The sequence below is a fragment of the Microcystis aeruginosa NIES-843 genome (genome assembly GCF_000010625.1).
In the GTDB taxonomy this organism is placed as follows: domain Bacteria; phylum Cyanobacteriota; class Cyanobacteriia; order Cyanobacteriales; family Microcystaceae; genus Microcystis; species Microcystis aeruginosa.
This window is the reverse complement of sequence record NC_010296.1, coordinates 2,389,193-2,411,566: the sequence shown is the minus strand read 5'-3', so window position 1 is coordinate 2,411,566 and position 22,374 is coordinate 2,389,193. Positions and strand designations below refer to the sequence as shown.

The window sequence follows — 22,374 nt, the reverse complement described above, 5'->3', positions numbered from 1 at the left end:
CAAGACTATAATATTTTTACCGGTTGAAATTGTTCGCCTTCGTCCAGTTGCCAAGCTTGTAAATCGATCGCTTGTCCTGAAACTACGGAGACAATTAAATAAGTATATCCTGACCAGGCTAATTGGCGATCAATTTCCGAGGGAATGGCGGCATGATCGGGATGGGAATGATAGATACCAATAATTTCTAGCTGGTTTTCCCGCGCCGATTTTTGAGCTTGTAAAAGCACTTCTGGAGCAATACTAAAGCGGTTTTTCCTATTACCTGACCAGTTATTTTCTGTGGTTTGCACGGTGATCACTTGGGCTGCTGTTTCGGTAATTTTTCCCAAGAGTAACCCACAACATTCTTCGGGATAGGTGGATTCTGCGTGGGTGAAAATACGCTGGGAAATTTGGTCTGTAATCAGGATCATAAGGGAAAATTTTCAAAACCTATTGATGTTAGTTTGCTTTGGCTATAGGGAACTTGAAAACTGGGTGCATCTCAATTTGGTCGAAATATCTATAGGACATTTTGTCCGTACGCGATGCGCCCTTACCATTGGCGCAATAATATTATTGTAGGGACTAATTGCCTTCGCTCTCTTTTAGTAACTTCTGCATCGCTGACTTAGGAATAACTTATTCTTGGCCGGTTCCAGCCAATGTTAAATTTATCTTATTGTTCCCTAACCTTTGCACTGAACTGATAAATGTCGATCGATTTTCGCAATCTTAATACACTTTGGGGTTCTATTTTAGTCGAAACATTGGCCCGTTTGGGATTGAAGATAGGGGTGGTTTCTCCCGGATCGCGATCGACTCCTTTAACGATAGCCTTGGCAAGACATCCCCAGATTGAAGCTATTCCCATCTTAGACGAGCGCTCGGCCGCTTTTTTTGCCCTGGGATTAGCCAAACAATTATATCAACCGGTGGTTTTAGTCTGCACTTCCGGGACCGCCACGGCTAATTTTTATCCCGCAGTCATTGAAGCAAAAGAAAGTCATGTCCCTTTATTAATTCTAACCGCCGATCGCCCCCCAGAATTGCGTCATGCTCACGCCGGTCAGACTATCGATCAAGTCAAACTCTACGGTAATTATCCAAATTGGCAAGCGGAAATTAGCTGTCCTAGTGCCAATATCGAGCGTTTACGCTATCTCCGTCAAACTATCATCCACGCGTGGTGGCGCTGTCTCGATCCTGTCCCCGGAGTGGTGCATCTGAACTTACCATTTCGGGATCCCCTCGCACCAACTCCCGATCTAGAAATTAACAATTTAGAGGCTAATTTTGACCAAGAGGCTTTTTTTAGCCATATATCTCGGCAAAATATCGCCATTAACCACTCAATTCTCCAAATTAATTCTTTACCCTCCAAAGGAATTATCATCGCGGGATTAGCTTCCCCGCAAAACCCTGAAAGTTACTGTCAGGCGATCGCTGATTTAGCCCGATCGCAACAATATCCCATCTTAGCGGAAGCTTTATCTCCTCTGCGAAACTATGCAGGGTTAAATCCCCATCTCATCACCACCTATGATTTATTATTGCGGAATCCTGCCCTTAGAACCCAATTAACCCCCGATGTTGTCCTGCAAATTGGCGAATTACCCACCAGCAAAGAATTACGGACCTGGTTAGAAGAAATCGACTGTCCGCGCTGGATTATCGATCCCCATCCCGATAATTACGATCCTCTACAGGGAAAAACCGGACATCTCAGGGTAAATATCGAGCAATTAGGGGATTTATTCCCAGATAAAACCGATAATAATCGAGAATATCGGCAATTATGGCAAAAATTCGACCAGCAAGCTCGATTAACCATCGATCGCCTTTTGGCAGCAGAAACTAAACTGATTGAAGGTAAAATCCCTTGGCTGCTCTCCCAATACCTCCCCCCCCGCACCCCGATCTTTATCTCTAATAGTATGCCTGTTCGCTATGCCGAGTTTTTTAACCCGCCTAGCGATCGCCAAATTCGTCCTTATTTTAACCGCGGGGCCAATGGCATCGACGGCAACCTCTCCACTGCGATAGGAATAGCTTATAAAAATGTCCCTAGTCTGCTATTAACGGGAGATTTAGCCCTATTACACGACACAAATGGTTTTTTAATCAAAAAATATTTTGTTGGCTCCTTGACCATAATTTTAATCAATAACAAGGGGGGAGGCATTTTCCAGATGTTGCCGATCGCCAAATTTGACCCTCCCTTTGAAGAATTTTTTGCCACTCCCCAAAATATCGACTTTTGCCAACTCTGTCGCACCTACGGTATTGATTACCATTTAATCAGCGATTGGACTGATTTTGAGCAAAAAATCGCAGTTTTGCCGGAATCAGGCATAAGATTACTAGAAATATCCTGCGATCGAGCTTTTAATACCCAATGGTTCCTCAGTAATTATGTGTAGGGTGTGGGGTGTGGGGTGTGGGGTGTGGGGAAGTGGGGAGAATAAAGCTGCCTATTGCAAGAGTGCCTATCCTGATAGGTAGCATATACTCAACGGATTTAGTATTAATTCCCTTTTTCGAGAAAGTCAATACAATGGGTGGAAAGAGTTAAGTAGTCGGACATAAATTCTGTTGTCTATCTTAAGAAATGTAAATTGCCGCAATTCTTACTGACGACCGACTCCTTACCCTACAGTTAACTTTACTTTTGTCCAACTACTTAAAAGAGTCCGATGAATCGACAAAGACGGCAAAAATCAAGACAATTTTCTCCCCCCAGATATTCTATCTTTCCCCCGGAACAATGGCGATGGGGAGTGACTTCTCTGGTGATTAGCTTGGTCTTGTCCCTACTGATTTTAAAACTGAATACCTCTAGTCTCTCCACTGCCACCATAAATATTTTTAATCCCTCCACTGTGGGGGAGAATTTAGCCGGTAAGAGCCTAGATGAGTTAGAAAAGCAGAAAATCGCCGAATTTTTGCAAATTGCCCCGCCAGAAACCGAATTAACCCTCGATCGCACCCCTTTGTTTATTCTCCACGATACAGCTTGGAGTATGACTGCGGGTAACATCGAAGAACAGAAAAAATATGCTCGCGGTCCGATGAAATTGGGTCCCAATGTTTACATCCCCCGCAAACAGAATTCTAGGGATAGAGACATTTTAGACTCGATCGCCCGGCCTTTTTTTGAACGTCACCGTCCCACGGCCACTTTTTATGAACAAGCGGCCGAAATGCTGCCCGCAGACACCAGAGATCAATTAGTGCGTCAACTGTGGCAACTTACCCCAGAAACTATCCGCGTCAAGGGTTTTGCACTTGCTTTAGAGGGTGTTCCTTTGAGTACGCGATCGGCTCCTGAGTTAGAAAAAAGAGCAAGAATTTGGTTAAATACGCCTTCAGAAGCCGTCTTTAGGCGTTTAGTCAAAGAATATCCCACAAATTACTTTGATGGGGCAAAAAGCACCGCATTATGGGCAACAGAAGCGATTTGTCAGCAGCTATCTCACCCTAATTGCGATCGCTTGCGACCAGTTTTTGCCGAAAGAAATCGTCGGGTTATCTCCAGCGTTAACATTGAACTGGTACAAGCGCCGGGATCCCACTGTTTGACCAAAGGACGCTTGCAACCCCTCCCCGGTTACAGCGATTTTCAATACCAACAAACGGCGAAATATTATCTCCTAGCAGCCTTACAAACGGGACAATTACCGCAAATTGTCAGCCATTTTGCCGTGGATAGTTTTCTGATTAATCAAGGAAAATATCCCCATTGTGACCCCCGGGGTTTTGATCTACAACGTCTCTACAATCTCATCAGTCAAGCTTTGGATTATGACCCCGGCACTGTTTATGGTATCGTTCCCCGTTACGGCACAAATATTATAGCTGGTGATAATATTTGGTGGCATAATCGAGTTTTTGACCAAGCAAATTTACCCACAACTTTAAATTAGACCTGATCATTTAGAAATGTCCACTTCTCCCAAAGCTTCTAGATAGGTGATCGCCGCTTCTAAAGGAGAATCGTAGCTATATGAAAACTCCTCAAACCAGCGTCCTTCCTCCGATTTAGCATCCAATTTATCTAACCATTGCTTCGCCTTTCTAGTTAAAGCTTCTCGCTTACGCTGCTGTTTTAATGCCGCTGCTTTTTCTTTTTCCGCTGCCTCCTGTTGTTGCCTTTCTTGGTTTTCTAAGGCTAAAGCTTTTAAAAGCGCATCGGTAGCAGAATCGCTGGTATAATTAACCTTAAATTCGTCTGGGTAACGATCTTTTTCTTGGCGAGAAGAAGGGGACGGCATCGGTTTTTCCTGATCCCGTTTCTGGTATTCTGCCTTCATTTGTGCCAGTAAATCTTCTATTTCTCCCATAATGATCAAGTTAGAAAGTAAAAAGTTAAAAAGATAATTGCTCTGATTGCCTCTGCCTTAATAACTAAGTAACTGGTTATAATTAAATTGAAGATGGATCCCCCCTTAATCCCCCCTTGATAAGGGGGGTGTCTGACAGTTTTTAACACCTAACTACTGAATAACGGGTTTCCTTATTTTTCCAAACGGACCACATACCATTGTAGATAACCCTCCTCACCCAGGTCTAACTCGCAGTAATTATCGCGCAGATAGAGAGATTTTTCCTCAAAACTAGAGAATTTCGCCAATTGTCGGGGACAAATCTCTGGTTTTGCGGTGATTAAATCTTTTAACTTATCCCGCAACTGGTCGGGAGTCTGGAATTGTTCAGGTTGATCGGCCTCAAGGACAAGAAAATAGTCCCCTTGATACATAATAGAATCGGGCATCGCTGTTTGATAGTCTCAGTAGAAAAATTTTTTGGCTATCTTTATCACTTTATCGCCTCAACGCTCGATCGACACCACCACTATGACAGACCATCTCACCAATCCCTTTCTCAGTCTCCCTTACGAAAGCGCCATGCAGGACTTGGGGGACCAATACTACGATCAAGTTGCGGCTGCGGATTTTCCCAGTCATATCCTTCGTTTTCGCAATGATGCTTTATTACCTTTGGTGGGAATTCAGCCAGAATTAACCTTAGATGAGCATTTTATCGAGGCTTTTGGTAAATTTCAATCCCTGAACCCCTTTTTGTCCCTGCGTTACCACGGTTATCAATTTGGCGAGTATAATCCTTTCTTGGGAGATGGTCGCGGTTTTCTCTACGGTCAAGTTAGGGGTATTGATGGCAAATTATACGATTTTGGTACGAAAGGATCGGGACGGACCCCCTATTCCCGTCATGCGGACGGTAGGTTAACTCTCAAGGGTGGAGTTAGAGAAGTCTTAGCCGGGGAAGCTTTACGGGGTTTAGGGGTGAATACCTCTCGCTGTTTGAGTTTGGTGGAAACGGGGGAAGCTCTCTGGCGCGGCGATGAACCTTCCCCGACGCGATCTTCGGTGATGATTCGAGTTAGTAATTCTCATATTCGTTTTGGGACTTTTGAGCGTTTATTTCATATTAAACGTAGCGATTTAATTAAAAGACTCCTCGATCATGTGATTATTTATTATTATCCTGAAATCGATCCCCAAGATAGCGATCGCTATTTAAAATTTTACGCCGCTTTGATTGAAAGAACCGCTAAATTAGCAGCCCAATGGATGGCCGCCGGTTTTTGTCATGGGGTTCTCAATACCGATAATATGTCAATTACCGGGGAAAGTTTCGATTATGGTCCCTACGCTTTTATTCCTTCCTATAACCCCCAATTTACGGCGGCCTATTTCGACTACGGTGGTCGTTATAGTTATGGCAATCAGCCTTTTATCTGTCGCTTAAATCTAGAGTTACTGCAATCTCCCCTGGCCATGGTCGTCTCCTTGTTAGAGTTAGATCTGGCTTTGGCTAACTATGACCAGCATTACAATTTTTATTATCAAAAAATGATGCTCAAAAAGTTAGGTTTTGAGGATATTTTTACTCCCGAATCCGCTTTACTGGTCAGCAAAACCGTGGAAGTTCTCCAAGAAACTGGCCTCGGTTATCACGAATTTTTCTATCAATTAAGTGAACAATTTAATTACGGTTGGCGAGAAAATAGTTCTCTAATTCTTGAAAATATGGATTTACCCAAAGCTGATTGGCAACGTTGGCGAGAATTATATAGTTTGGTCTTAAATCAATTACCCCTAGATTCCTTAGCTCAAATTGGGGACACCTTAACGCATTATAATCCTAAAACCGCTTTACTTAGACCGCTAATCGAATCGGTCTGGGAAGCCATTACCTCTAAAGACGATTGGCAACCTTTCCAAGAATTAGTGATAAAATTACAGAATAAACAGTAATTAAGTAATAAGTAGTGGTGCAAAATTAATTTCTTGGTTAGAATAGGCAACAGGTGGTTAAATATGTGTAATTAATTATGTCTAGCTACTTATTTAGGTCATTTCCTGAAATGCGTTGGACAAAAATTGACCAGACTTGGCGTTCAACGTGTCCCTTCTAACCATTAAGAGTGTCAAAATAATAGTGAAATTTTGTGACAAAGTGCAGTCAGATATAAGAATCTTTGCTAGAATTCTAGAAAGATTCTGTGATCAGTCTCCTTAAAGGAGGTTGTTTGCAGTAAGCTAATCTGGCTAACACGCTTTTGGGCGTAATATAGGGAAAGTTTCTTGCGATCACGCCTAAATGGAGTGATATACAGAAAGTTGACCCATATCGTTACTCTGGAGAGTGTTGTGCAGAAAGTTTCCGTATAATCAATAGTTATACGGAAATTGTCGTGAAATAAATAAACAACACCCGTTTTTACCATGAAGATTCGCAGGGGGCCTTACTCCTTTCTATCTACTGGGATTTTACTATTCTTCGTTTTGCATCCAGTCGTTGCTCAGGCAGACGACGTGTTCACCCGCGAAGATGAAGAATGGTTCTGGCATGACCGAATGATGGAACAACTGCGACAGCCGCAGCAGCAGCCTGTTCGTTCCGCACAACAAGAGTTTCAAGAATGTTTCAATAATGTAACCAATGAACTCCCTAATTGGCGAGCTTTGGGTTTGGGAGAAATTGTCTCAGCCCTATGTAAGGCTCTTGCAAAGGGTGACTATAATACTGTATGGATTCTCACCAAAAGGTTTGCTGACGTTTTATATTCCAACAACTATTTTGATGGAGAGGCTGGACGTAAGAAGTATTTGGACTCACAAGCCGCAAGTATGATTCAACTATTTGGATGGACACCTCCTGAGTACAGATAGTTTAACCTGAAAAACCATGAAAAACGTAAAACTTTTTTTGATCGCAATGACCTTTATTCCCGCATGGGCAGGAATTGTTCCCGCTAATGCACTACCGCCATGCGGACTTAACGCGAGTGCGCTTCTATGCGATCGCTCAACCATTCCACAAAAACCAGAAGGGCAAAAGCCTCCAATCAATTTGCCAACGATGCAGTTCGATGGGTATATCTGTCCAGAAAATTATCCAGCCATGAATGCAAGATGCACCGAATTAAATTTCCAGCAAGGTAACTCTTGGATGCCACCTTGTGGAGATTACCGCTTCTATAACCAAGTAAACAATTTATTCCCAGCAGGGAGAGTGCATGATGCGGTTGCCTGCCAAGCTGCTCAAAGGGGAGATACACAAAAAATGTATGAAAAGGCTGCTGAAGCTTATGACGCAATTTTAGATAAACAAGGAGGGCAAGCTGCTTACCAGTACATGAAGTTTCGTTCAGGTTTCGGATTTTTCGATTTTCTCATTAAACGCAGATAATTTTAGGCCACGTTGCCTTTGTCGTTAGTGGGTTGAGTCTCGTAGTCTCGTAGGTTGGGTTGAGCGAAACAATACTGGGTCGAAAATAGCTCAACTCACTTGAAAAAGCGAAACCCAACCACCCCAAAGGTTACTCTTTGTTGGGCTTCCTTGCGTCAACCCAACCTACAATAATTGCTGCTCTCGTAGTGGTATCGCCGTCGCCCTAGGGTGCGTTCCCTAATGCAACTTCTACCGCTCCACCGATCGATTTTGGGGAACGCACCATGCCCATGGATTGAAACTGTGAGTTTAAGTGCGATGCCGATCTTGTAGGGTGCGAAAACGCGCGTGTAACGCACCTTTTTCAAGTCAGCTATAATGTCGGTTAGACAATGCTCTTATGAAGCGTTTAACCATCAGATATACATTCATGAGCATATTGTTCCACCAGTAATTCGATTATTTTTTCCTAAGGAATTTGCTTTCGAGCTGCTTGAGATTTAAAGAAGGTTACACTTTCTTCTGTTAATTCTAATGTTACTTGAGTAGTTTTGGTTTTACCTTTAGGAACTAACTGGTCTGGAGGCGGTAAAAAATCTTTAACGACTTGTCCCAGTTCCATTGGTTCATCAGTATAAGTTATTTTGCTGTTCATATAGTTTACGTCCTTTTCGCCAATAACCAGCTCCAAAAATTCTAACTTTTCCTTCCCGGTAAGTAAAGCGTACTGTGATAATTCCTTCATTGACTTGCCCCATACAGTAAAATCGATTTTCTTCTTGACTGTGAGCCAGATCTTGTACGATAACTCTTTTGGGGTCAAAAAATGCGTATTGGGCTAATTCAAAGGAAACATCGTGTTTCTGTTGGTTTAAACGATTTTTATCTTCATCCCATTCAAAGCTTTCATCCATAGGCGGAGTTGATAAGCCTAACCACTATGATTTTAACATAGGCTTTAAAGAACATGAGTTGAATCAAATTGATAGGCTGGTGATAGAACATCAAACAACATTACTCGATACATGGCATGACTACTTTGACACTTGAGCCGCTCTTGTAGGGTGCGTTCCCTAATAAGGGTCTTACTGCTCCACCGAGCGATTTTTGGGAACGCACCATGCCCATGTATTAAAGCTGTGAATTTAAGTGCGATGCCGCTCTGGTGGGCCCGGTTGAGGAATGTTAGGGAAGATTCCCAATGTTTGGTTAAAATAGAGGGGCAAAAGTTGCCACAGGGTCGCTTCAATGACAGTTCGACAACCCCGCTACAGTAAAGAAGAATTTGCTCGACGTGGTAATGAGATTTATCAATCTCAGGTGCGTCCCCAAGTCGAGGAGGGAAATCAGGGGAGAATTGTGGCGATCGATATTGAGACAGGGGCTTTTGAAGTAGCGGATGATTTGGTAAGCGCAGCGAAGCAACTTTCTGCACGAGTGCCTGATACTCAGACATGGTTTGTTCGCATTGGGCATTCAGCCGTTGATCACTTTGGCGCAAGGAGCCTGAGAACAAAGCCATGATGCAACCCACATTCCGCACCCTCAACTGTCACATAAGCTGTCCCCCTCCAGAGACTTGAGTAAAAATACCTAGCTGGTGAAGGTTTTCTCGGTGGCCGTTAGGGGGAGCTTGAGACCCCTAATTATGAAAAAATAGGAATTGTTGGAAAACTTAGGCAGTGGGCTGTTCGACCATGAATCAATCAACAGAAATTGAAGTCAAAAATCTAGACCATCTGGGATTAGTAGCCGGAATTATCGATGAAATAGGAATCGTTGAAATTATCAACGAACAAGTCTCAATTGAGCGAGGAGAAATTGTCACAGCGGGGCAAGTAGTGAAAGCAATTATCCTGAATGGATTGGGATTTGTCTCCCGAGCCTTGTATTTATTTCCTCAATTTTTTGAAGATAAAGCAACCGAACATCTGCTGGGAGAGGGCATCGAACCCAAGCACTTGAATGATGATAAAATTGGTCGAGTAATGGACAAACTTTATCAACTTAATGTTTCGGTCATTTTCCTACTCATCAGTTTAGCCGCCGTGAAAAAATTTGGTGTAGCAACCGAGAACTCCCATTTAGATTCGACTTCTCTATCAGTAGAAGGAGAATATAAAAAGGAATACCCAACAGTAGAAATCCTGAAATCAGGAGCAGTGGGAGAAGAAATTGAAACCAGACAACAGCCAATAAAAATTACCTACGGATACTCCCGCGACCGAAGACCTGACTTAAAACAATTTATGATTGACTTAATCGTAAGTGGGGATGGAGATGTACCTTTATTCCTGAAAGTAGGGGACGGAAATGAAGCGGACAAAGCGGTTTTTGGTCAAATCGCCCGAGAATTTAAAAAACAAGTTGACTTTGACAGTTTAATAGTCGGCGATAGCGCCCTCTATAGCAAAGAGAATTTAAAACTAATGAAAGAAATGCGTTGGTTGTCTCGAGTACCATTAAGCATTAAAGAGGCTCAAGAGTTAGTCGATAGCATCTCAGAAAAAGAGTTAACCGATTCAGAAATACCGGGTTATTCCTGGCGGGAAACAAGCTCTAACTAGGGAGCATCTCACCTTTGCAATAAGTAGAAATGCTTAATGAGATCAATAAAAAAGTTAAAAAAGGCAACCATTTAGATAAGCACAGCGATGACGAAGGACTTGCGGTACATTACCAGATTCCCAACTTGCACCAGTAATTTTAAGACGATGAGCAATTTGTTTAATTTTTGATTCAACAGAGCCAGAGCCAATCGAAATGCCCTCTGCCTGCAAATAACCATAATTGACAATTCGATGTTTATGCTTGTTCAAATAAATAATAAAATTCTCCACTTGCGGCTCTGACCATCCCTCAAAACAGGAGATAGCAGCATCCACTTCCCCCTTCCATAGAAAACATTTTACCTCATCAATCCGCTGGAATGACCCGCCAACTTTATAGAGGTTTTCGATTAAATGATACCAATCCAATATTTCAATTCTTTCCTGTTTCTCTCCTATCTGACCAAATAAATTCCAGATAAGCTAAAACGCACTTAAACCACCTAAAATAGAAATAGTAATTTTAGAAAAATCCTACTTATGCCAGCAAAAGATTTCCTAGACTTAGAAGAAAAGAAAAACTTACAAAAAGCTCTTAAAGAAGAAGAAAGAGCAGAGGTTAGGGAAAGAATTTTAATGTTTCTCTTGCTAAACGACGGAAAAACTCAACGAGAAATAGCTGACTTTATTGGCTGTTCACTCAAAACGGTCGCCCCTTGGTGTGTTCACGGTGATCCTAACAATTTAGAAAGTCTAGAAGATGGGAGAAAAAATGGAAATCATAAAAAAGCCACAGAGGAATATATTAATTTACTATTAAAAATAGTTGATGAAGACCCGAAGGAATTTGGATATGAATTCGGGAGATGGACAGCGGCAAGATTAGCAGAGCATCTAGAAAAGGAAACAAGAATTAAACTGAGTGGCTCGCAAGTGAGAAGAATATTGAGAAGAAAAAAGTATGTGTATATCTGGGCGAAATATAGTCTAGAAGATAAGCAAGACAAGAAATTAAGAAAAGCATTTAAAGAAAAATTAGATGAATATTTAAGGTTGGCTAAAGAAAAGCCAGAGTCAATCCAGGTATGGTTTTGGGACGGGGCTTTCAAGGTGGCGACGCAGGTTCGCCACACAGCCCCTCATGAGTGTGGATTTAGTTTGAGAGTAATAAGAAGGAGAGCTTGGACAAAAAAAGGAAAGCGAAAAAAAGTGAATGGACAAAGAAAAAGAGGAAGGGTGAATGTGATGGGAGCCTTAAGATATAATGACAAAAAACGAGTCTGTTTTATGATCAAAAAAGGAAATTCAGAAACTTTCCATGAACAATTAAAGAAACTTCATGAAGAGATTCGTCAAGAATGGATAAACTTGGGAAATCTGCCCGAAGATTTTCGAGAAAAAGGACCGAAAATTATCATCATATTAGACAATGCTAGTTATCACAAAAAGAAAGATGTTATTGAGCAGGTGGAAAAAGAGTTGCCCAATATTAGGCTAGAGTTTTTACCAGCTTATAGTCCAGATTACAACCTAATAGAATTAGTGTGGCATTCCGCTAAAGAGTACATAGCTAATCGAGAATTTGAAAATAAAGAAGAACTGGAAAAAGTAGTCAATCAGCTTTTAAATGAAGGGGGATTGATTATTAAATGGAGTAGAAAACTTAAAAATAAGGGTAATGCTGTCAATGTAACTTAAATGCGTAAAAGCTTACCATCATGTCCATCTCCTAAACAAATTAAAGGTTCAGCCAAAACTTGAGAATTAACCAAATCTAATAAAGCCGAGTTATCTTGAAAAAAGGCCGCTACCCCCAGTTGATGAAAACTCACTGCTTTATAATCACGCCAAATCAAGGCTTTTCCCTTGGCAGTTCTTAGTCGTACCTTACCGCCATCTATGCTCATTTCTTCCACTTCGACTTCTGGGTTAGACGGTAATTCTTCAAAAGCATAGCGATGCACGAGGCGTTGTTGGGTACTGTGAGAAACAGCAATCCCTGTCAATGATTTGATTTTCTGCGCCGATTTCTCGTAGGATTCATCGCCACTTAATAACAAACAGTTCTTCTCTAACATTGGACTCATCTGAGTCCGAGGCTTTACTTCTAACTTCTTCGCTTGTTTTTCTGTAATTGGTAATTCCCCCAAAATACTTTTCACTTTTCTCGTCCGACCGGCGGTTTCTTCTGTGCTTGTTTTGACAAAAAAATACCGATTTCTGGGTTGACATAATGAATCATTAAATCTCTGACTGTCTCCTCTATCTCTCCCAAGTTATTAAATTTCTTAATTGGGGATTGCTCATAGAGACATTGCCCTAACTCTTGACATAACTCTTTAATTCTTTTTTCATTTTCTGATAACATTGAATTATTCCTCCTATCGAGCCATATTCTGAATTGTAAGCTATAACTATTATAATCTCATTTCTCTTTGTGATCAAGTTGAAGATTTTCTAGTTGTTGACGGCTATAAGCATTAATACTCATTGCATAAGTGAGATGCTCCCTCTAACTATGGGGGTATAGAACAAAGATGGTTGCTAGTTGAAAGTCAAGCTAGACAAGAATCAGACTTGAAAAAATTAGAGAAAAAAATCGAGCAGGAAAAGAATTCTGCCCAAGAAAAAATCCGGCAACTATCCCGAAGAGAATTTGAGAATAGAGCGGTGGCGTTGGCGATAGCCAAAGGATTATCTGACTCCTTAAAATCTCATCAGTTAACGGAGATTAAAGTCAATCTCATTCCGCCTGAGTCCCAGGGGTCAAAACTCAAATCAAAAGACGATTTACCCTCTCAAAGCTATCAAGTTCAAGCCGAATTAGAGTTGAATTTGGCAGCGATTGAGAGGCTAAAGAAACGAGCAGGACGATTCGTTTTAGCAACTAACGATTTGGAGAAAAAACGATTGAGCAGTGAGGATATACTCAAAAAATATAAGGGGCAACAAGCTCCAGAAAGAGGATTTTCTTTTCTCAAAGACCCCTGCTTTTTTGCTGACAGTGTCTTTCTCAAATCTCCCCATAGAATCGAGGTCATGGCCATGCTCATGGGCTTGTGCCTGCTGGTTTATACTATTGGTCAAAGACAACTTCGTTTAAGTTTAAAACAGCAGGAGACGGGACTGAAAAATCAGTTGGGTAAGTTAACTGACCGACCGACGTTACGCTGGATATTTCAGGGCTTTCAAGGGATTCATCTCGTCCGTATTCAAGACAATCAAAAGATTAGCAACTTAACGGATGAGAGGCGCAACATTTTGAGATTTTTCCCCAAACCTTGCCAGGAATATTATCTCTTATCTTGACCAGATGGATTGACTTCAAGGGGTGACAAAACAAAGCGAGCAACTGGAACATCTCCCCCTAGATGTTAAGTCTGATTGCCTAGTCATTCTCAACAAGCACTGTTTATTGAGAATGACCGGGGGAACTCTGAAATTTTCGGCTTAGTTGCCGGCAGCTTGCCGCCAACTCACTCCTCTAGATAAGTATTTTGACTCACGCCCCTTCCTCTTTTGAGACGTTGTGACACTTAGGGTGCGGAATGTGGGATAAAAGATATGAAGGAGTTTGCCTGGTTTGTTTATCTTCTCGCAGTTTGATGAACTTTTTCTGCACGGACTGCATAACTGACTCCAGATCTGGAGGCCAAACCTCTGTATCTTTTAATGAGTTCAATTCATTTAATAGTTCTCGTGAAAATATACCCGTTTGTTCGTCGCCTTTATTAATCGCATATTCTCCCGGATTAGCCGCCAGCATGACCATTTGTTGTTGACTTGGCAAATGTTTACCGATAGGGGGAAGATCGTCAGGTGGAGTTATCTTTAATAATTGGGAATTAGCGCAAGCATCGAAGATTAGTAACTGCTGAGGTAAATTTTTATATAAATCGGTCTGCATAGCATTAAGCTGGGCAGTTAAATTAAGGTTCTTCAAGTCCTCAATTGTCGCATCGGCATAAATCAATCGACGATCGCCTTGAGGGACGATCCAACCGTGTCCCGACCAAAACAAGAAAAACAAGCTTGCTGTTTTTTTTCTCGCTTCCTCGCGCAGAGCTTTATTGACTATATCTTTGGTCGCTTCTAAGGGTTTACTGTTGATCAGACTGGTAATCTCGTCAACGATTCCAGTATTGCGATCGAGTGGAGATGCGAAAACCGAAATATTTTCAGGAGGCACATTGCGATATCGTAACCATTGACAGAACCGATAAACATCATTGACCGGACCGTTCAAATCCGGAATAGCATTAGAATCGGCATACCTTTCAATGCCGACCAGAATAGCTTGCGTTGTCGATGGTTCAGCCATTAACTATCTTCTCCATCTTCTGCCAAACGGCATCCCAAACCTTGTCATTATTCCAATATGCACCGTGAGACTCGGGGAACGGTTGTTTACTGTCGATTTCCACATCTTCTATCTTTCCAGGGAATATTTTCTCATCCACATAACTGAGGAAATCGTTGCGATCATAAATATTTAACCAATCGGGGAAAGTATCCGGCAGCTTGGCATTGGGATTATATTCCATCCCCACCAAAGCATTCAGTTCATAAAGAATAGGAGATTGAGAACCGATCGTCACCAACAAAGCCACTTGTGGTAATTGTTGTTCTAATAGCAAATCGACGGCAATAATACCACCCAAACTATGGGCGATTAATACGGTGGGATATTCCAGACGTTCAACGGTTGTGCGAACAAAGTCTCTAAGCTTTTGTCCCCTTGCTTGATACATCAAAATATCTCCCAAAGTGCCACTATATTCTTCCGTGAATCCATTTCGCTTTCTTTGGAGATTATTCTGAATAATACGCCTGATCGTACCAGAAATCATCTCTTTTATGCCGGACAAAACTCCTTTTTCCGTACCCCCTAATTCCGCCGCTATTTGCTCGACAATTTGATCTCGTAATCCCCCATTAACCGATAAGGCGAATTCGCCATAGTTATCCCTTACCAAAATAGCACTCTGGGCTACCAGCGCACGGGCGATCGCTATGCGGTATTCTCCTAATGGTTCCGTGGCGGATTCGATCGCTTTTTGATAATCGCTTTCGTTGACGATAATGGATTGGGATTGACTAAAAAACTGGCCAATGCCAGCCTGATCGAGCATTTCTTGCAGATTAGAGGATGGATTTAAGGCTCGAACCCGATTATCCAAATCCTCGCCTAGCTTTTCCCCAAAAACAGCCCCTTTGTCCTCGGAACTTATGGTTAGGATTTGCAGTTCGATGAGTGGATCCTGATATAGTAACTCCCATAAACCCAGAACGTAGTCTTCATCAGTTAAATCGGTTTCTGAGGCTTTTTTTTGATCCGACACTGGAATAGATAGTCCCCCAGCATTTAACGTTGTGCCGAGGGAACCACCCCAGTAACACTTTTGAAAACGCAAATTTTCATTGCGTTCTTTCAATTTTCGGATAATGATACTAAAAGTTTTGCGGGAGCATCTCACTTACGCGATAAGTAATTATACTTAGCCTAAAAGCCACTCTTAATCGTGTCTTGGAACGAAATAGAGGCTTTTAAAGACTGCGTACATGGAGAATTAAAACAAGAATTACCCTCGAAAAGCCTATTTTTCCACTAAGTATTTATGCTCATTGCAAAGGTGAGATGCTCCCAGTTTTGCTATAGGCAGGTTCTCGTACCCCAGTACCGTGGATAAAAACTAGGTTCCAATCCCATTGTCTCATCGACTTACCCCATCAAACCGACTCATTTCTTCACTCAAGATACTCAATTTCTTCACTCTTCTCTATCCTCTGACTCAAAACAAGGTCTTCACGTCCCCACCTGACCATCGACCTACCGATTGGATACGGAGACCATCAGACCCCTACCCAATATTATCTCAAGACTAAAAGGTTTTCTGGTGGAGAAATCGACCCAATTGACATCCTCGCCGCCGGGGCCGGACGGTGATGACCGGCAATTCAAATAGCCTTAACTGATAAACTTTGACATCCTCGCCGCCGTAAAACGGACGGCGATTCCCAAACCTCACGATTTGGGTTTCTGCTTCTTTCCCTTGCGGGGTTCCGCACCTGCCTTAACAGATTTACTCTGTTCTGGTCTTATGGTCGCTCTACAGACTGACACCGCAAGCCCTGCGGCCAAAATATTTTTACTGGCGTTAATATCTCGGTCATGGTGAGTCCCACAGTCTGGACAGTCCCATTCTCGAACATTTAACGGCATTTTCAAGGGCAATATACCCGCAATTACTACACCTTTTAGAGCTAGGAAACCATCTATCTATTTCGATGTAGTTTCTCCCATACCAACGGCATTTATAGGCTAATTGTCGGGTTATTTCTCCCCAGCTAACATCAGATATTGCCTGAGATAATTTCGGGTTTTTGACCATATTCTTGACAGCTAAATTCTCAACCACAATCGTTTGGTTTTCACGAACTAATTGAGTGGTTAGCTTGTGTAAATGGTCTTTTCTGTTATCGGTGATTCGAGCGTGAATCCTGGCTACTTTGATTCTCGCTTTTTCCCGATTTTTTGACCCTTTCTGTTTTCTAGAAAGATTTTTTTGTGCTTTTCGCAGTCTCCGATAATGCTTGTTAAAATGCTTGGGATTAGACACTTTATCGCCATCGCTGGTAATCACGAGGCTACTAATTCCTAAGTCAATTCCGATGGCTTTATCTGTTACTGGTAATGGCTTAATCGTTGGGTCATCAAATCTAATTGAGATATGCCAACGTCCAGAAGGATGTAATCTGACTGTTACTGTACTTGGGTCACAAGCTTCTGGTATTTGTCTTGACCATCGAATAGGTAAAGGTTCTGTGCATTTGGCTAAATAGATTTGTTTGTCTTTAAATTTAAAGGCTGATTTGGTAAATTCGGCACTTCCTCCTTGATGTTTTTTCTTAAAGTTAGGATACTTAGTCCGACCAGCAAAGAAGTTAGTAAAAGCTGTTTGTAAATGTCTTAACCCTTGTTGTAAAGGTACACAGCTAACTTCGTTTAAAAAGTCTAATTCTTCTTGTTTTTTCCAATCGGTCAACACTGAAGAAGTTTGATCGTAGCCTACTCTTTCTTGCTTTTCGTACCAAGCTTGTGTTCTGAGATGGAGAGCTTTATTGTAAACCAATCTTACACAGCCCAAAGTGCGCCGCAATAGCGACTCTTGTTCGGGTGTGGGGTAAAATCGAAACGAATAGGCTTTTTCCATGTCCTTTCACACTAGCATATATTTCGTAAACGATGCTCATATTTAACAGTAAAGCCGTCGTAGAACGACGGGGTTTCAGACCCAAAATTTTCGATGAATTGACTAATTTAGGGCTTTTAAGCGGTAAAAATGGCCCACAGGACCGGTTCCTTGACCGATAGCGAGGGAATGCTCAAGGGCGTTAGTAACGTAATCCTTGGCTTTTTTCACCGCTATTTTCAGGTCATCCCCCAAAGCGAGGTTAGCAGCGATCGCTGCCGATAGAGTACAACCAGTCCCGTGAGTGTTATTGGTTTCGACGCTTCTGGTCTTAAAAGTTTCCCATTCCTCCCCATCAAAGCAGATATCAACCCCGCGCAGCCGGCCTTTCATGCCTCCCCCCTTCACTAATACGGGTGTGGCCGACTTCTGGAAAATAATTTCGGCGGCCGCTTTCATCGTCTCAAAATCATTGATCTCAATGCCACTTAAAAGCTGTGCTTCGTAACGATTAGGGGTAACAATCGAAGCTAGGGGAATTAAACTATCAAAAAGACTATCTATAGCCCGATCATCAATTAATTTGGCTCCTACCCGCGAAACCATGACCGGATCCACCACTAAACTGATTAAACGCCAGCGCTCGATCGCCTCGGCCACTGCTTCGATAATCTCGCTGCTAAACAGCATTCCCGTCTTGACCGCTTGCACACCGAAATCCCTGACCACGGCATCGATTTGGGCCGTTACCATTTCTGGACTTAAGGACTCGACGCGCTCGACCCCCAGGGTATTTTGGGCGGTAACGCAGGTAAGGGCGCTGGTGCCGTGAACTCGGTGGAAGGCGAAGGTTTTCAAATCAGCTTGAATTCCCGCGCCGCCACCACTATCGGAACCGGCGATGGTGAGGGCAATGGCAGTCATAGGAGGTTAGCGATCAAAAGGACGACGACGTTGCAGAAATTCGGGGATATCTAATCCCGCCGGTTTTGGTGGTTCGGGAGTCGGGGCCGGACTGGGTGCGGGGGCATTGATCACCACCTTGCTACTGGTGGGACGAGAGGGGGAATCGCCGGAAAAACCGGTGGCAATGACGGTAATTCTGACTTCTCCCTGCATTTTCTCGTCAATTACTGCCCCGAAGATGATATTAGCGTTGGGATCCACCACTTCATAGATAATTTCGGCGGCGGCATTGACTTCGTGTAGGGTTAGATCTTGACCACCAGTGATGTTAAAGACTACGCCTTTCGCACCTTCGATCGAGGATTCCAGTAACGGCGAGGAAATAGCAGCGATCGCTCCTTCCTTCGCCCGAGATTTTCCGGAACCGATGCCGATGCCCATTAGGGCCGAACCCGCATCGGCCATCACTGCCCGCACATCGGCGAAATCCACATTCACCAGACCGGGGATAGTGATAATGTCCGAGATCCCCTGTACCCCTTGTCGCAGCACATCATCAGCGACGCGAAAAGCCTCCTGTAGGGGAGTGTCGGCGGGTATTACCTGTAATAACTGGTTATTGGGGATAATAATCAGGGTATCGACCCGACTTTGTAAACCACCCACCCCTTCATCGGCCTGATTAGTGCGACGACGACCCTCGAAGGTAAAGGGACGAGTCACAACTCCCACGGTCAAACAGCCGATTTCTTTGGCAATTTCGGCCACAATTGGAGCGGCCCCCGTTCCCGTGCCGCCGCCCATCCCAGCGGTAATAAAGACTAGATCGGTTCCTTCCAATGCTTGGGCGATTTCATCCCTGGACTCTTCCGCCGCTTTCTGTCCGATCGCCGGATTGCCGCCCGCCCCTAGGCCGCGGGTTAATTTTGTCCCGATTTGTAACCTCTGGGGGGCGGAGGAGTGGGCCAGGGCCTGGGCATCGGTGTTAATTGCCCAAAATTCGATTCCGGTCACGCCGCTGGCGATCATGCGGTTAACGGCGTTACAGCCCCCACCGCCGACCCCGATCACCTTGATCTTGGCGACATTGCTCGGCACGATGCGATTACTACGACTTTCTTCTCGGGGTGTCATCTGTGATTCATGGGGACGAGTAAATAATACTCCAGCATTATTCTGAGAGTAATGATTATCTTCGCTCATAGCTGAACTGGTATAATCGTTACTGTTCAGATTGGGATAGGTAGGAACGATTTCATTAATCGATGTCATTGGAATTGGAACACTCTTAGTACAAGATTCTGTTATTGATTTGATGAATTAGAGATGCAATGTTAACACTATCACTAATATTATGTCGGTTCCAGTATCTACATTATCAGTTTCTGGTTCAGAAAATCATAATTTGGGGTTTTTGGCAATACATAAAGGGAATAATTGCGGTTATTTGCTGATCAATTCCAGTTAATCCCTACCAGTTGCCGTTACTTTGGCAACGATAGGGGCTGGCTGCGGTTTTAATTGTACAGTGGGAGCATCGGGATTGCTCAGGTCAATGTAGAGAATTCGCGCTAGAGGTATCTTGGATGACAATTGCCGCGATTGTACGAGAGCGGTTAATTTTTCGGGCAATCTATCTTTATAAAAACCTAAATAGACCTGTCCCAGTTCAGTTTTTAGTACAAGATTACTAGGATTGCGCCAATCGATGGCGGTAACTTTAATCGATAAGTTATCAACTAAGGGATAAATTTTTTGCCACTGTTGTTGATATTGTCGGTCGTAACCAAGCACTTCTAGGCTAGGTAATTGGGTTTTGGGCAGAGTTCGACCATAATAGTTTTGAGGAATTATCGTTCCGGTGGCATCTAAAAAACCTTGCTGTTGATGAGAACGCCAACGGGCAACAGGTTTTCTTTCTTGAATAGAAACAATCACTTTCGGGGGTAATAATTGCCGCTCGATCTTAACGTCGGCAATAGCGGGAATAGCTGCTAATTTTTCTCGCAATTGATGGGTAGGTAATTCCCAGAGAGACAGAGGATAGCTTAATTTTAGCCAAGCACGAATCGACTCGGACGACATTAATTCCGTGCCTGCGATTTCCACCTGTCCGGCCTTGGTAATTGTCCAATAGGGCGAAGTCATCCCCCAAGCTAATCCCGTCGCTAAACCACTAACCACCAGAAAGCGACCCAAGGCTTGCCACACCTTCGATCGCCTTTGGTGGCGCAGGTTTTGTCGTTTTTGTTCCAGGGAGAGGGAAGAAAGGATTTGATCACTCATAGGGAAAATCTCGGGCAGTTTTGCTGTTATCTTAGGTCGCAAGGTGGGCTGCTGGCAACTCGATCGCTACTCAAATAACCAGTTTGACAAAGAAAGAGATAATAAATGTTATAACAGTAGTAGTCTACAGGCGTTCTTTTGTCTGTCTCCAGGAAACCTAAACGCTCCTTTTTGCCAAGATATTTCGACGGTCAGCCAGAAAGAGCGTTCTGGCAAGAACAGCCTAATTTATCCGAAAATTACCTATGGTTATCAACAAACGCGGACTTGTTCTCGGTGCTACAGCAGTGGTCCTGTCTACCGTCGCCGTCACGGGGGCGGGATTCCGTCTCTCCCAAAGTCAAGCTTTTTTTCAGGAAAGTCCCAAGGAAACCGTTGATGAGGTTTGGCAAATCATCAACCGCACTTATTTAGATGGCACTTTTAATCAATCGGACTGGAACGCCATCCGCAATCAGTATTTAAATCGTTCCTACAAAAATCAAGAGGAAGCATACACCGCTATCCGCGAGATGTTGAAAACTCTCAATGATCCCTATACCCGTTTTATGGATCCCAAAGAGTTTAACAATATGAAGATCGATACATCGGGAGAATTGACCGGGGTAGGGATTCAACTGACCAAAGATGAGAAAACTAAGCAGTTAGTCGTGGTTTCACCCATTGAAGATACTCCCGCTTCTAAAGCTGGTGTGCTGCCCAAAGATGTGATTATCTCTATCGATGGTAAATCTACCGAAGGTATGGAACTGGAGCAAGCGGTGAGCATGATCCGCGGCAAAGTGGGGACAAGTGTTAAGATCACCATTCAACGGGGTGAGGAGAAGAAAGAATTGACTCTTACCCGGGCGAAAATTGAAATTCACCCAGTGCGGGCCCGCACGGAAAACACCCCGATCGGTAAAATCGGTTATATCCGTCTCAATCAATTTAGCGCCCAAGCTAGTGGCGATATGAGTCAAGCGATTCGCGAATTGGAAGCTGAACAGGTGAAGGGTTATATTCTCGATCTGCGTTCTAACCCCGGCGGTTTACTCTACGCCAGCATCGAAATCGCTCGGATGTGGATACCCGATGGTTTAATTGTCTCTACGGTCGATCGCAAAGGGGTGACGGAACGTCAACGGGCCAACAATCAAGCTTTGACTAATAAACCTCTAGTTGTTCTCGTCGATGGTGGTTCCGCTAGTGCCAGTGAAATTCTCTCCGGAGCTTTACAGGATCATGATCGGGCGGTTATTGTCGGTACGAAAACCTTTGGTAAGGGATTAGTGCAATCGGTACGCAGTCTTAGTGACGGTTCCGGATTAGCAGTGACAATTGCCAAGTATCTTACCCCCGACGGACGGGACATCAATAAAGATGGTATTCATCCGGATGTGGAGTCGGAACTGAGCGAGGAAGATCGCAAAAATCTTCAACAGGAACGGGAGCAGGTGGGAACCTTCCAGGATCCTCAATTCAAGAAGGGTTTTGAAATCTTGGAAAAAGAAATCACTGAAGGCAAGAAAACGCCCACCAATACCGCTAAACAATAGGTTGACATTTGCCCGCTCGAATTAAACCCACCCGACGGGCGATCGCTTCTCCCCGCTCGGCAAAAGGACCCCAGTATTGACCATTGACTGGGGTTTTTCCGTTTTCTAGGGCTATAATCTGACAAATTCCCGTATTTTCCTGGACAATGTACCAGTTTTGTCGGCTATTATCCATAGATTTTTCTCCTTATACCCCAAACCCTAGGGTTGATTCATAGT

The 22,374-nt window shown here is 43.3% G+C and carries 19 protein-coding genes and 5 pseudogenes; 10 read left to right on the top strand and 14 right to left on the bottom strand.

The window, feature by feature from the left end; all coding sequences use genetic code 11:
- Positions 1 to 5: 5 nt before the first annotated feature.
- On the bottom strand, positions 6 to 416 hold the full coding sequence (locus MAE_RS11660) for a Mov34/MPN/PAD-1 family protein (protein ID WP_012265755.1): 411 nt from the start codon (positions 414 to 416) through the stop codon (positions 6 to 8).
- A 279-nt stretch (positions 417 to 695) separates the two neighbouring features.
- On the opposite strand from MAE_RS11660, the gene menD reads away from it, so the two are divergent.
- Both menD and MAE_RS11650 read left to right on the top strand, forming a co-directional pair.
- On the top strand, positions 696 to 2,405 hold the full coding sequence (menD, locus tag MAE_RS11655) for a 2-succinyl-5-enolpyruvyl-6-hydroxy-3-cyclohexene-1-carboxylic-acid synthase (RefSeq protein ID WP_012265754.1): 1,710 nt from the start codon (positions 696 to 698) through the stop codon (positions 2,403 to 2,405).
- A 273-nt stretch (positions 2,406 to 2,678) separates the two neighbouring features.
- The gene (locus MAE_RS11650) at positions 2,679 to 3,908 is read left to right on the top strand and encodes a hypothetical protein (RefSeq protein ID WP_041804064.1); all 1,230 of its coding nucleotides are present in this window, start codon (positions 2,679 to 2,681) and stop codon (positions 3,906 to 3,908) included.
- 6 nt (positions 3,909 to 3,914) lie between these two features.
- Here MAE_RS11650 and MAE_RS11645 read toward each other — a convergent pair whose 3' ends face one another.
- Together MAE_RS11645 and MAE_RS11640 are read right to left on the bottom strand one after the other, a co-directional pair.
- A complete protein-coding gene (locus tag MAE_RS11645) occupies positions 3,915 to 4,325 on the bottom strand; it encodes a salt stress protein, Slr1339 family (protein ID WP_041804707.1) in 411 nt (136 codons plus the stop codon).
- A 173-nt stretch (positions 4,326 to 4,498) separates the two neighbouring features.
- On the bottom strand, positions 4,499 to 4,756 hold the full coding sequence (locus tag MAE_RS11640; protein WP_002756891.1) for a chlororespiratory reduction protein 7: 258 nt from the start codon (positions 4,754 to 4,756) through the stop codon (positions 4,499 to 4,501).
- An 82-nt stretch (positions 4,757 to 4,838) separates the two neighbouring features.
- Here MAE_RS11640 and MAE_RS11635 point away from each other — a divergent pair, with 82 nt between their 5' ends.
- The 3 genes from MAE_RS11635 to MAE_RS11625 all read left to right on the top strand — a co-directional run bounded on the left by MAE_RS11635 (position 4,839) and on the right by MAE_RS11625 (position 7,701).
- Positions 4,839 to 6,263, top strand: coding sequence for a protein adenylyltransferase SelO (locus tag MAE_RS11635; protein ID WP_012265750.1), 1,425 nt, complete (start codon positions 4,839 to 4,841; stop codon positions 6,261 to 6,263).
- A gap of 471 nt (positions 6,264 to 6,734) precedes the next feature.
- Complete coding sequence (locus tag MAE_RS11630; protein WP_012265749.1) at positions 6,735 to 7,181, top strand: hypothetical protein; 447 nt, start codon at positions 6,735 to 6,737, stop codon at positions 7,179 to 7,181.
- A gap of 16 nt (positions 7,182 to 7,197) precedes the next feature.
- Complete coding sequence (locus MAE_RS11625; RefSeq protein WP_041804061.1) at positions 7,198 to 7,701, top strand: hypothetical protein; 504 nt, start codon at positions 7,198 to 7,200, stop codon at positions 7,699 to 7,701.
- A 451-nt stretch (positions 7,702 to 8,152) separates the two neighbouring features.
- On the opposite strand, the gene MAE_RS11620 is transcribed toward MAE_RS11625, so the two are convergent.
- Positions 8,153 to 8,338, bottom strand: coding sequence for a hypothetical protein (locus MAE_RS11620; RefSeq protein ID WP_041804059.1), 186 nt, complete (start codon positions 8,336 to 8,338; stop codon positions 8,153 to 8,155).
- Positions 8,313 to 8,597 carry a BrnT family toxin gene (locus tag MAE_RS11615; protein ID WP_041804056.1) on the bottom strand — a complete coding sequence of 95 codons (285 nt, stop codon included), beginning with the start codon at positions 8,595 to 8,597 and terminating at the stop codon, positions 8,313 to 8,315. Before MAE_RS11615 ends, MAE_RS11620 begins: the two co-directional genes overlap by 26 nt.
- A gap of 334 nt (positions 8,598 to 8,931) precedes the next feature.
- Between MAE_RS11615 and MAE_RS11610 the strand changes: the two genes are divergently transcribed.
- Together MAE_RS11610 and MAE_RS11605 are read left to right on the top strand one after the other, a co-directional pair.
- On the top strand, positions 8,932 to 9,207 hold the full coding sequence (locus MAE_RS11610; protein WP_002737737.1) for a hypothetical protein: 276 nt from the start codon (positions 8,932 to 8,934) through the stop codon (positions 9,205 to 9,207).
- A gap of 173 nt (positions 9,208 to 9,380) precedes the next feature.
- Positions 9,381 to 10,247 (top strand): annotated as a pseudogene (locus MAE_RS11605) (IS1634-like element ISMae10 family transposase); the annotation flags it as partial.
- A gap of 57 nt (positions 10,248 to 10,304) precedes the next feature.
- Here the strand turns inward: MAE_RS11605 and MAE_RS11600 are convergent.
- Positions 10,305 to 10,712: pseudogene (locus tag MAE_RS11600) on the bottom strand (ISKra4 family transposase); the annotation flags it as partial.
- A 60-nt stretch (positions 10,713 to 10,772) separates the two neighbouring features.
- On the opposite strand from MAE_RS11600, the gene MAE_RS11595 reads away from it, so the two are divergent.
- Positions 10,773 to 11,930 (top strand): IS630-like element ISMae23 family transposase, encoded by a 1,158-nt coding sequence (locus MAE_RS11595; RefSeq protein ID WP_012264998.1) that lies wholly within the window; start codon positions 10,773 to 10,775, stop codon positions 11,928 to 11,930.
- 14 nt (positions 11,931 to 11,944) lie between these two features.
- Here MAE_RS11595 and MAE_RS29415 read toward each other — a convergent pair.
- Positions 11,945 to 12,600: pseudogene (locus MAE_RS29415) on the bottom strand (ISKra4 family transposase); the annotation flags it as partial.
- Between the two features lie 143 nt (positions 12,601 to 12,743).
- On the opposite strand from MAE_RS29415, the pseudogene MAE_RS11580 reads away from it, so the two are divergent.
- A pseudogene (locus MAE_RS11580) lies at positions 12,744 to 13,541 on the top strand (IS1634 family transposase); the annotation flags it as partial.
- 193 nt (positions 13,542 to 13,734) lie between these two features.
- Here the strand turns inward: MAE_RS11580 and MAE_RS11575 are convergent.
- From MAE_RS11575 to MAE_RS11550, 6 genes and pseudogenes are all read right to left on the bottom strand, one after another.
- Positions 13,735 to 14,553: a caspase family protein gene (locus tag MAE_RS11575; protein ID WP_012265739.1), complete on the bottom strand. Its 819-nt coding sequence runs from the start codon at positions 14,551 to 14,553 to the stop codon at positions 13,735 to 13,737.
- Positions 14,546 to 15,667 carry a hypothetical protein gene (locus MAE_RS11570; protein ID WP_193763621.1) on the bottom strand — a complete coding sequence of 374 codons (1,122 nt, stop codon included), beginning with the start codon at positions 15,665 to 15,667 and terminating at the stop codon, positions 14,546 to 14,548. Before MAE_RS11570 ends, MAE_RS11575 begins: the two co-directional genes overlap by 8 nt.
- Positions 15,668 to 16,257: 590 nt before the next feature.
- Positions 16,258 to 17,446, bottom strand: a pseudogene (locus tag MAE_RS11565) (RNA-guided endonuclease InsQ/TnpB family protein).
- 102 nt (positions 17,447 to 17,548) lie between these two features.
- The gene (gene thiD, locus MAE_RS11560) at positions 17,549 to 18,349 is read right to left on the bottom strand and encodes a bifunctional hydroxymethylpyrimidine kinase/phosphomethylpyrimidine kinase (RefSeq protein ID WP_012265735.1); all 801 of its coding nucleotides are present in this window, start codon (positions 18,347 to 18,349) and stop codon (positions 17,549 to 17,551) included.
- 6 nt (positions 18,350 to 18,355) lie between these two features.
- Positions 18,356 to 19,603 carry a cell division protein FtsZ gene (gene ftsZ / locus MAE_RS11555; protein ID WP_012265734.1) on the bottom strand — a complete coding sequence of 416 codons (1,248 nt, stop codon included), beginning with the start codon at positions 19,601 to 19,603 and terminating at the stop codon, positions 18,356 to 18,358.
- Between the two features lie 192 nt (positions 19,604 to 19,795).
- Positions 19,796 to 20,617: a cell division protein FtsQ/DivIB gene (locus MAE_RS11550; protein ID WP_012265733.1), complete on the bottom strand. Its 822-nt coding sequence runs from the start codon at positions 20,615 to 20,617 to the stop codon at positions 19,796 to 19,798.
- 245 nt (positions 20,618 to 20,862) lie between these two features.
- Between MAE_RS11550 and ctpC the strand changes: the two genes are divergently transcribed.
- Positions 20,863 to 22,155 (top strand): carboxyl-terminal processing protease CtpC, encoded by a 1,293-nt coding sequence (gene ctpC, locus MAE_RS11545; RefSeq protein WP_012265732.1) that lies wholly within the window; start codon positions 20,863 to 20,865, stop codon positions 22,153 to 22,155.
- Here ctpC and MAE_RS11540 read toward each other — a convergent pair.
- Entirely contained in the window at positions 22,145 to 22,330 is a 186-nt protein-coding gene (locus MAE_RS11540) for a hypothetical protein (RefSeq protein WP_002799168.1), read from the bottom strand. The two genes, ctpC and MAE_RS11540, sit on opposite strands and share 11 nt — an antisense overlap.
- Between the last annotated feature and the right edge of the window lie 44 nt (positions 22,331 to 22,374).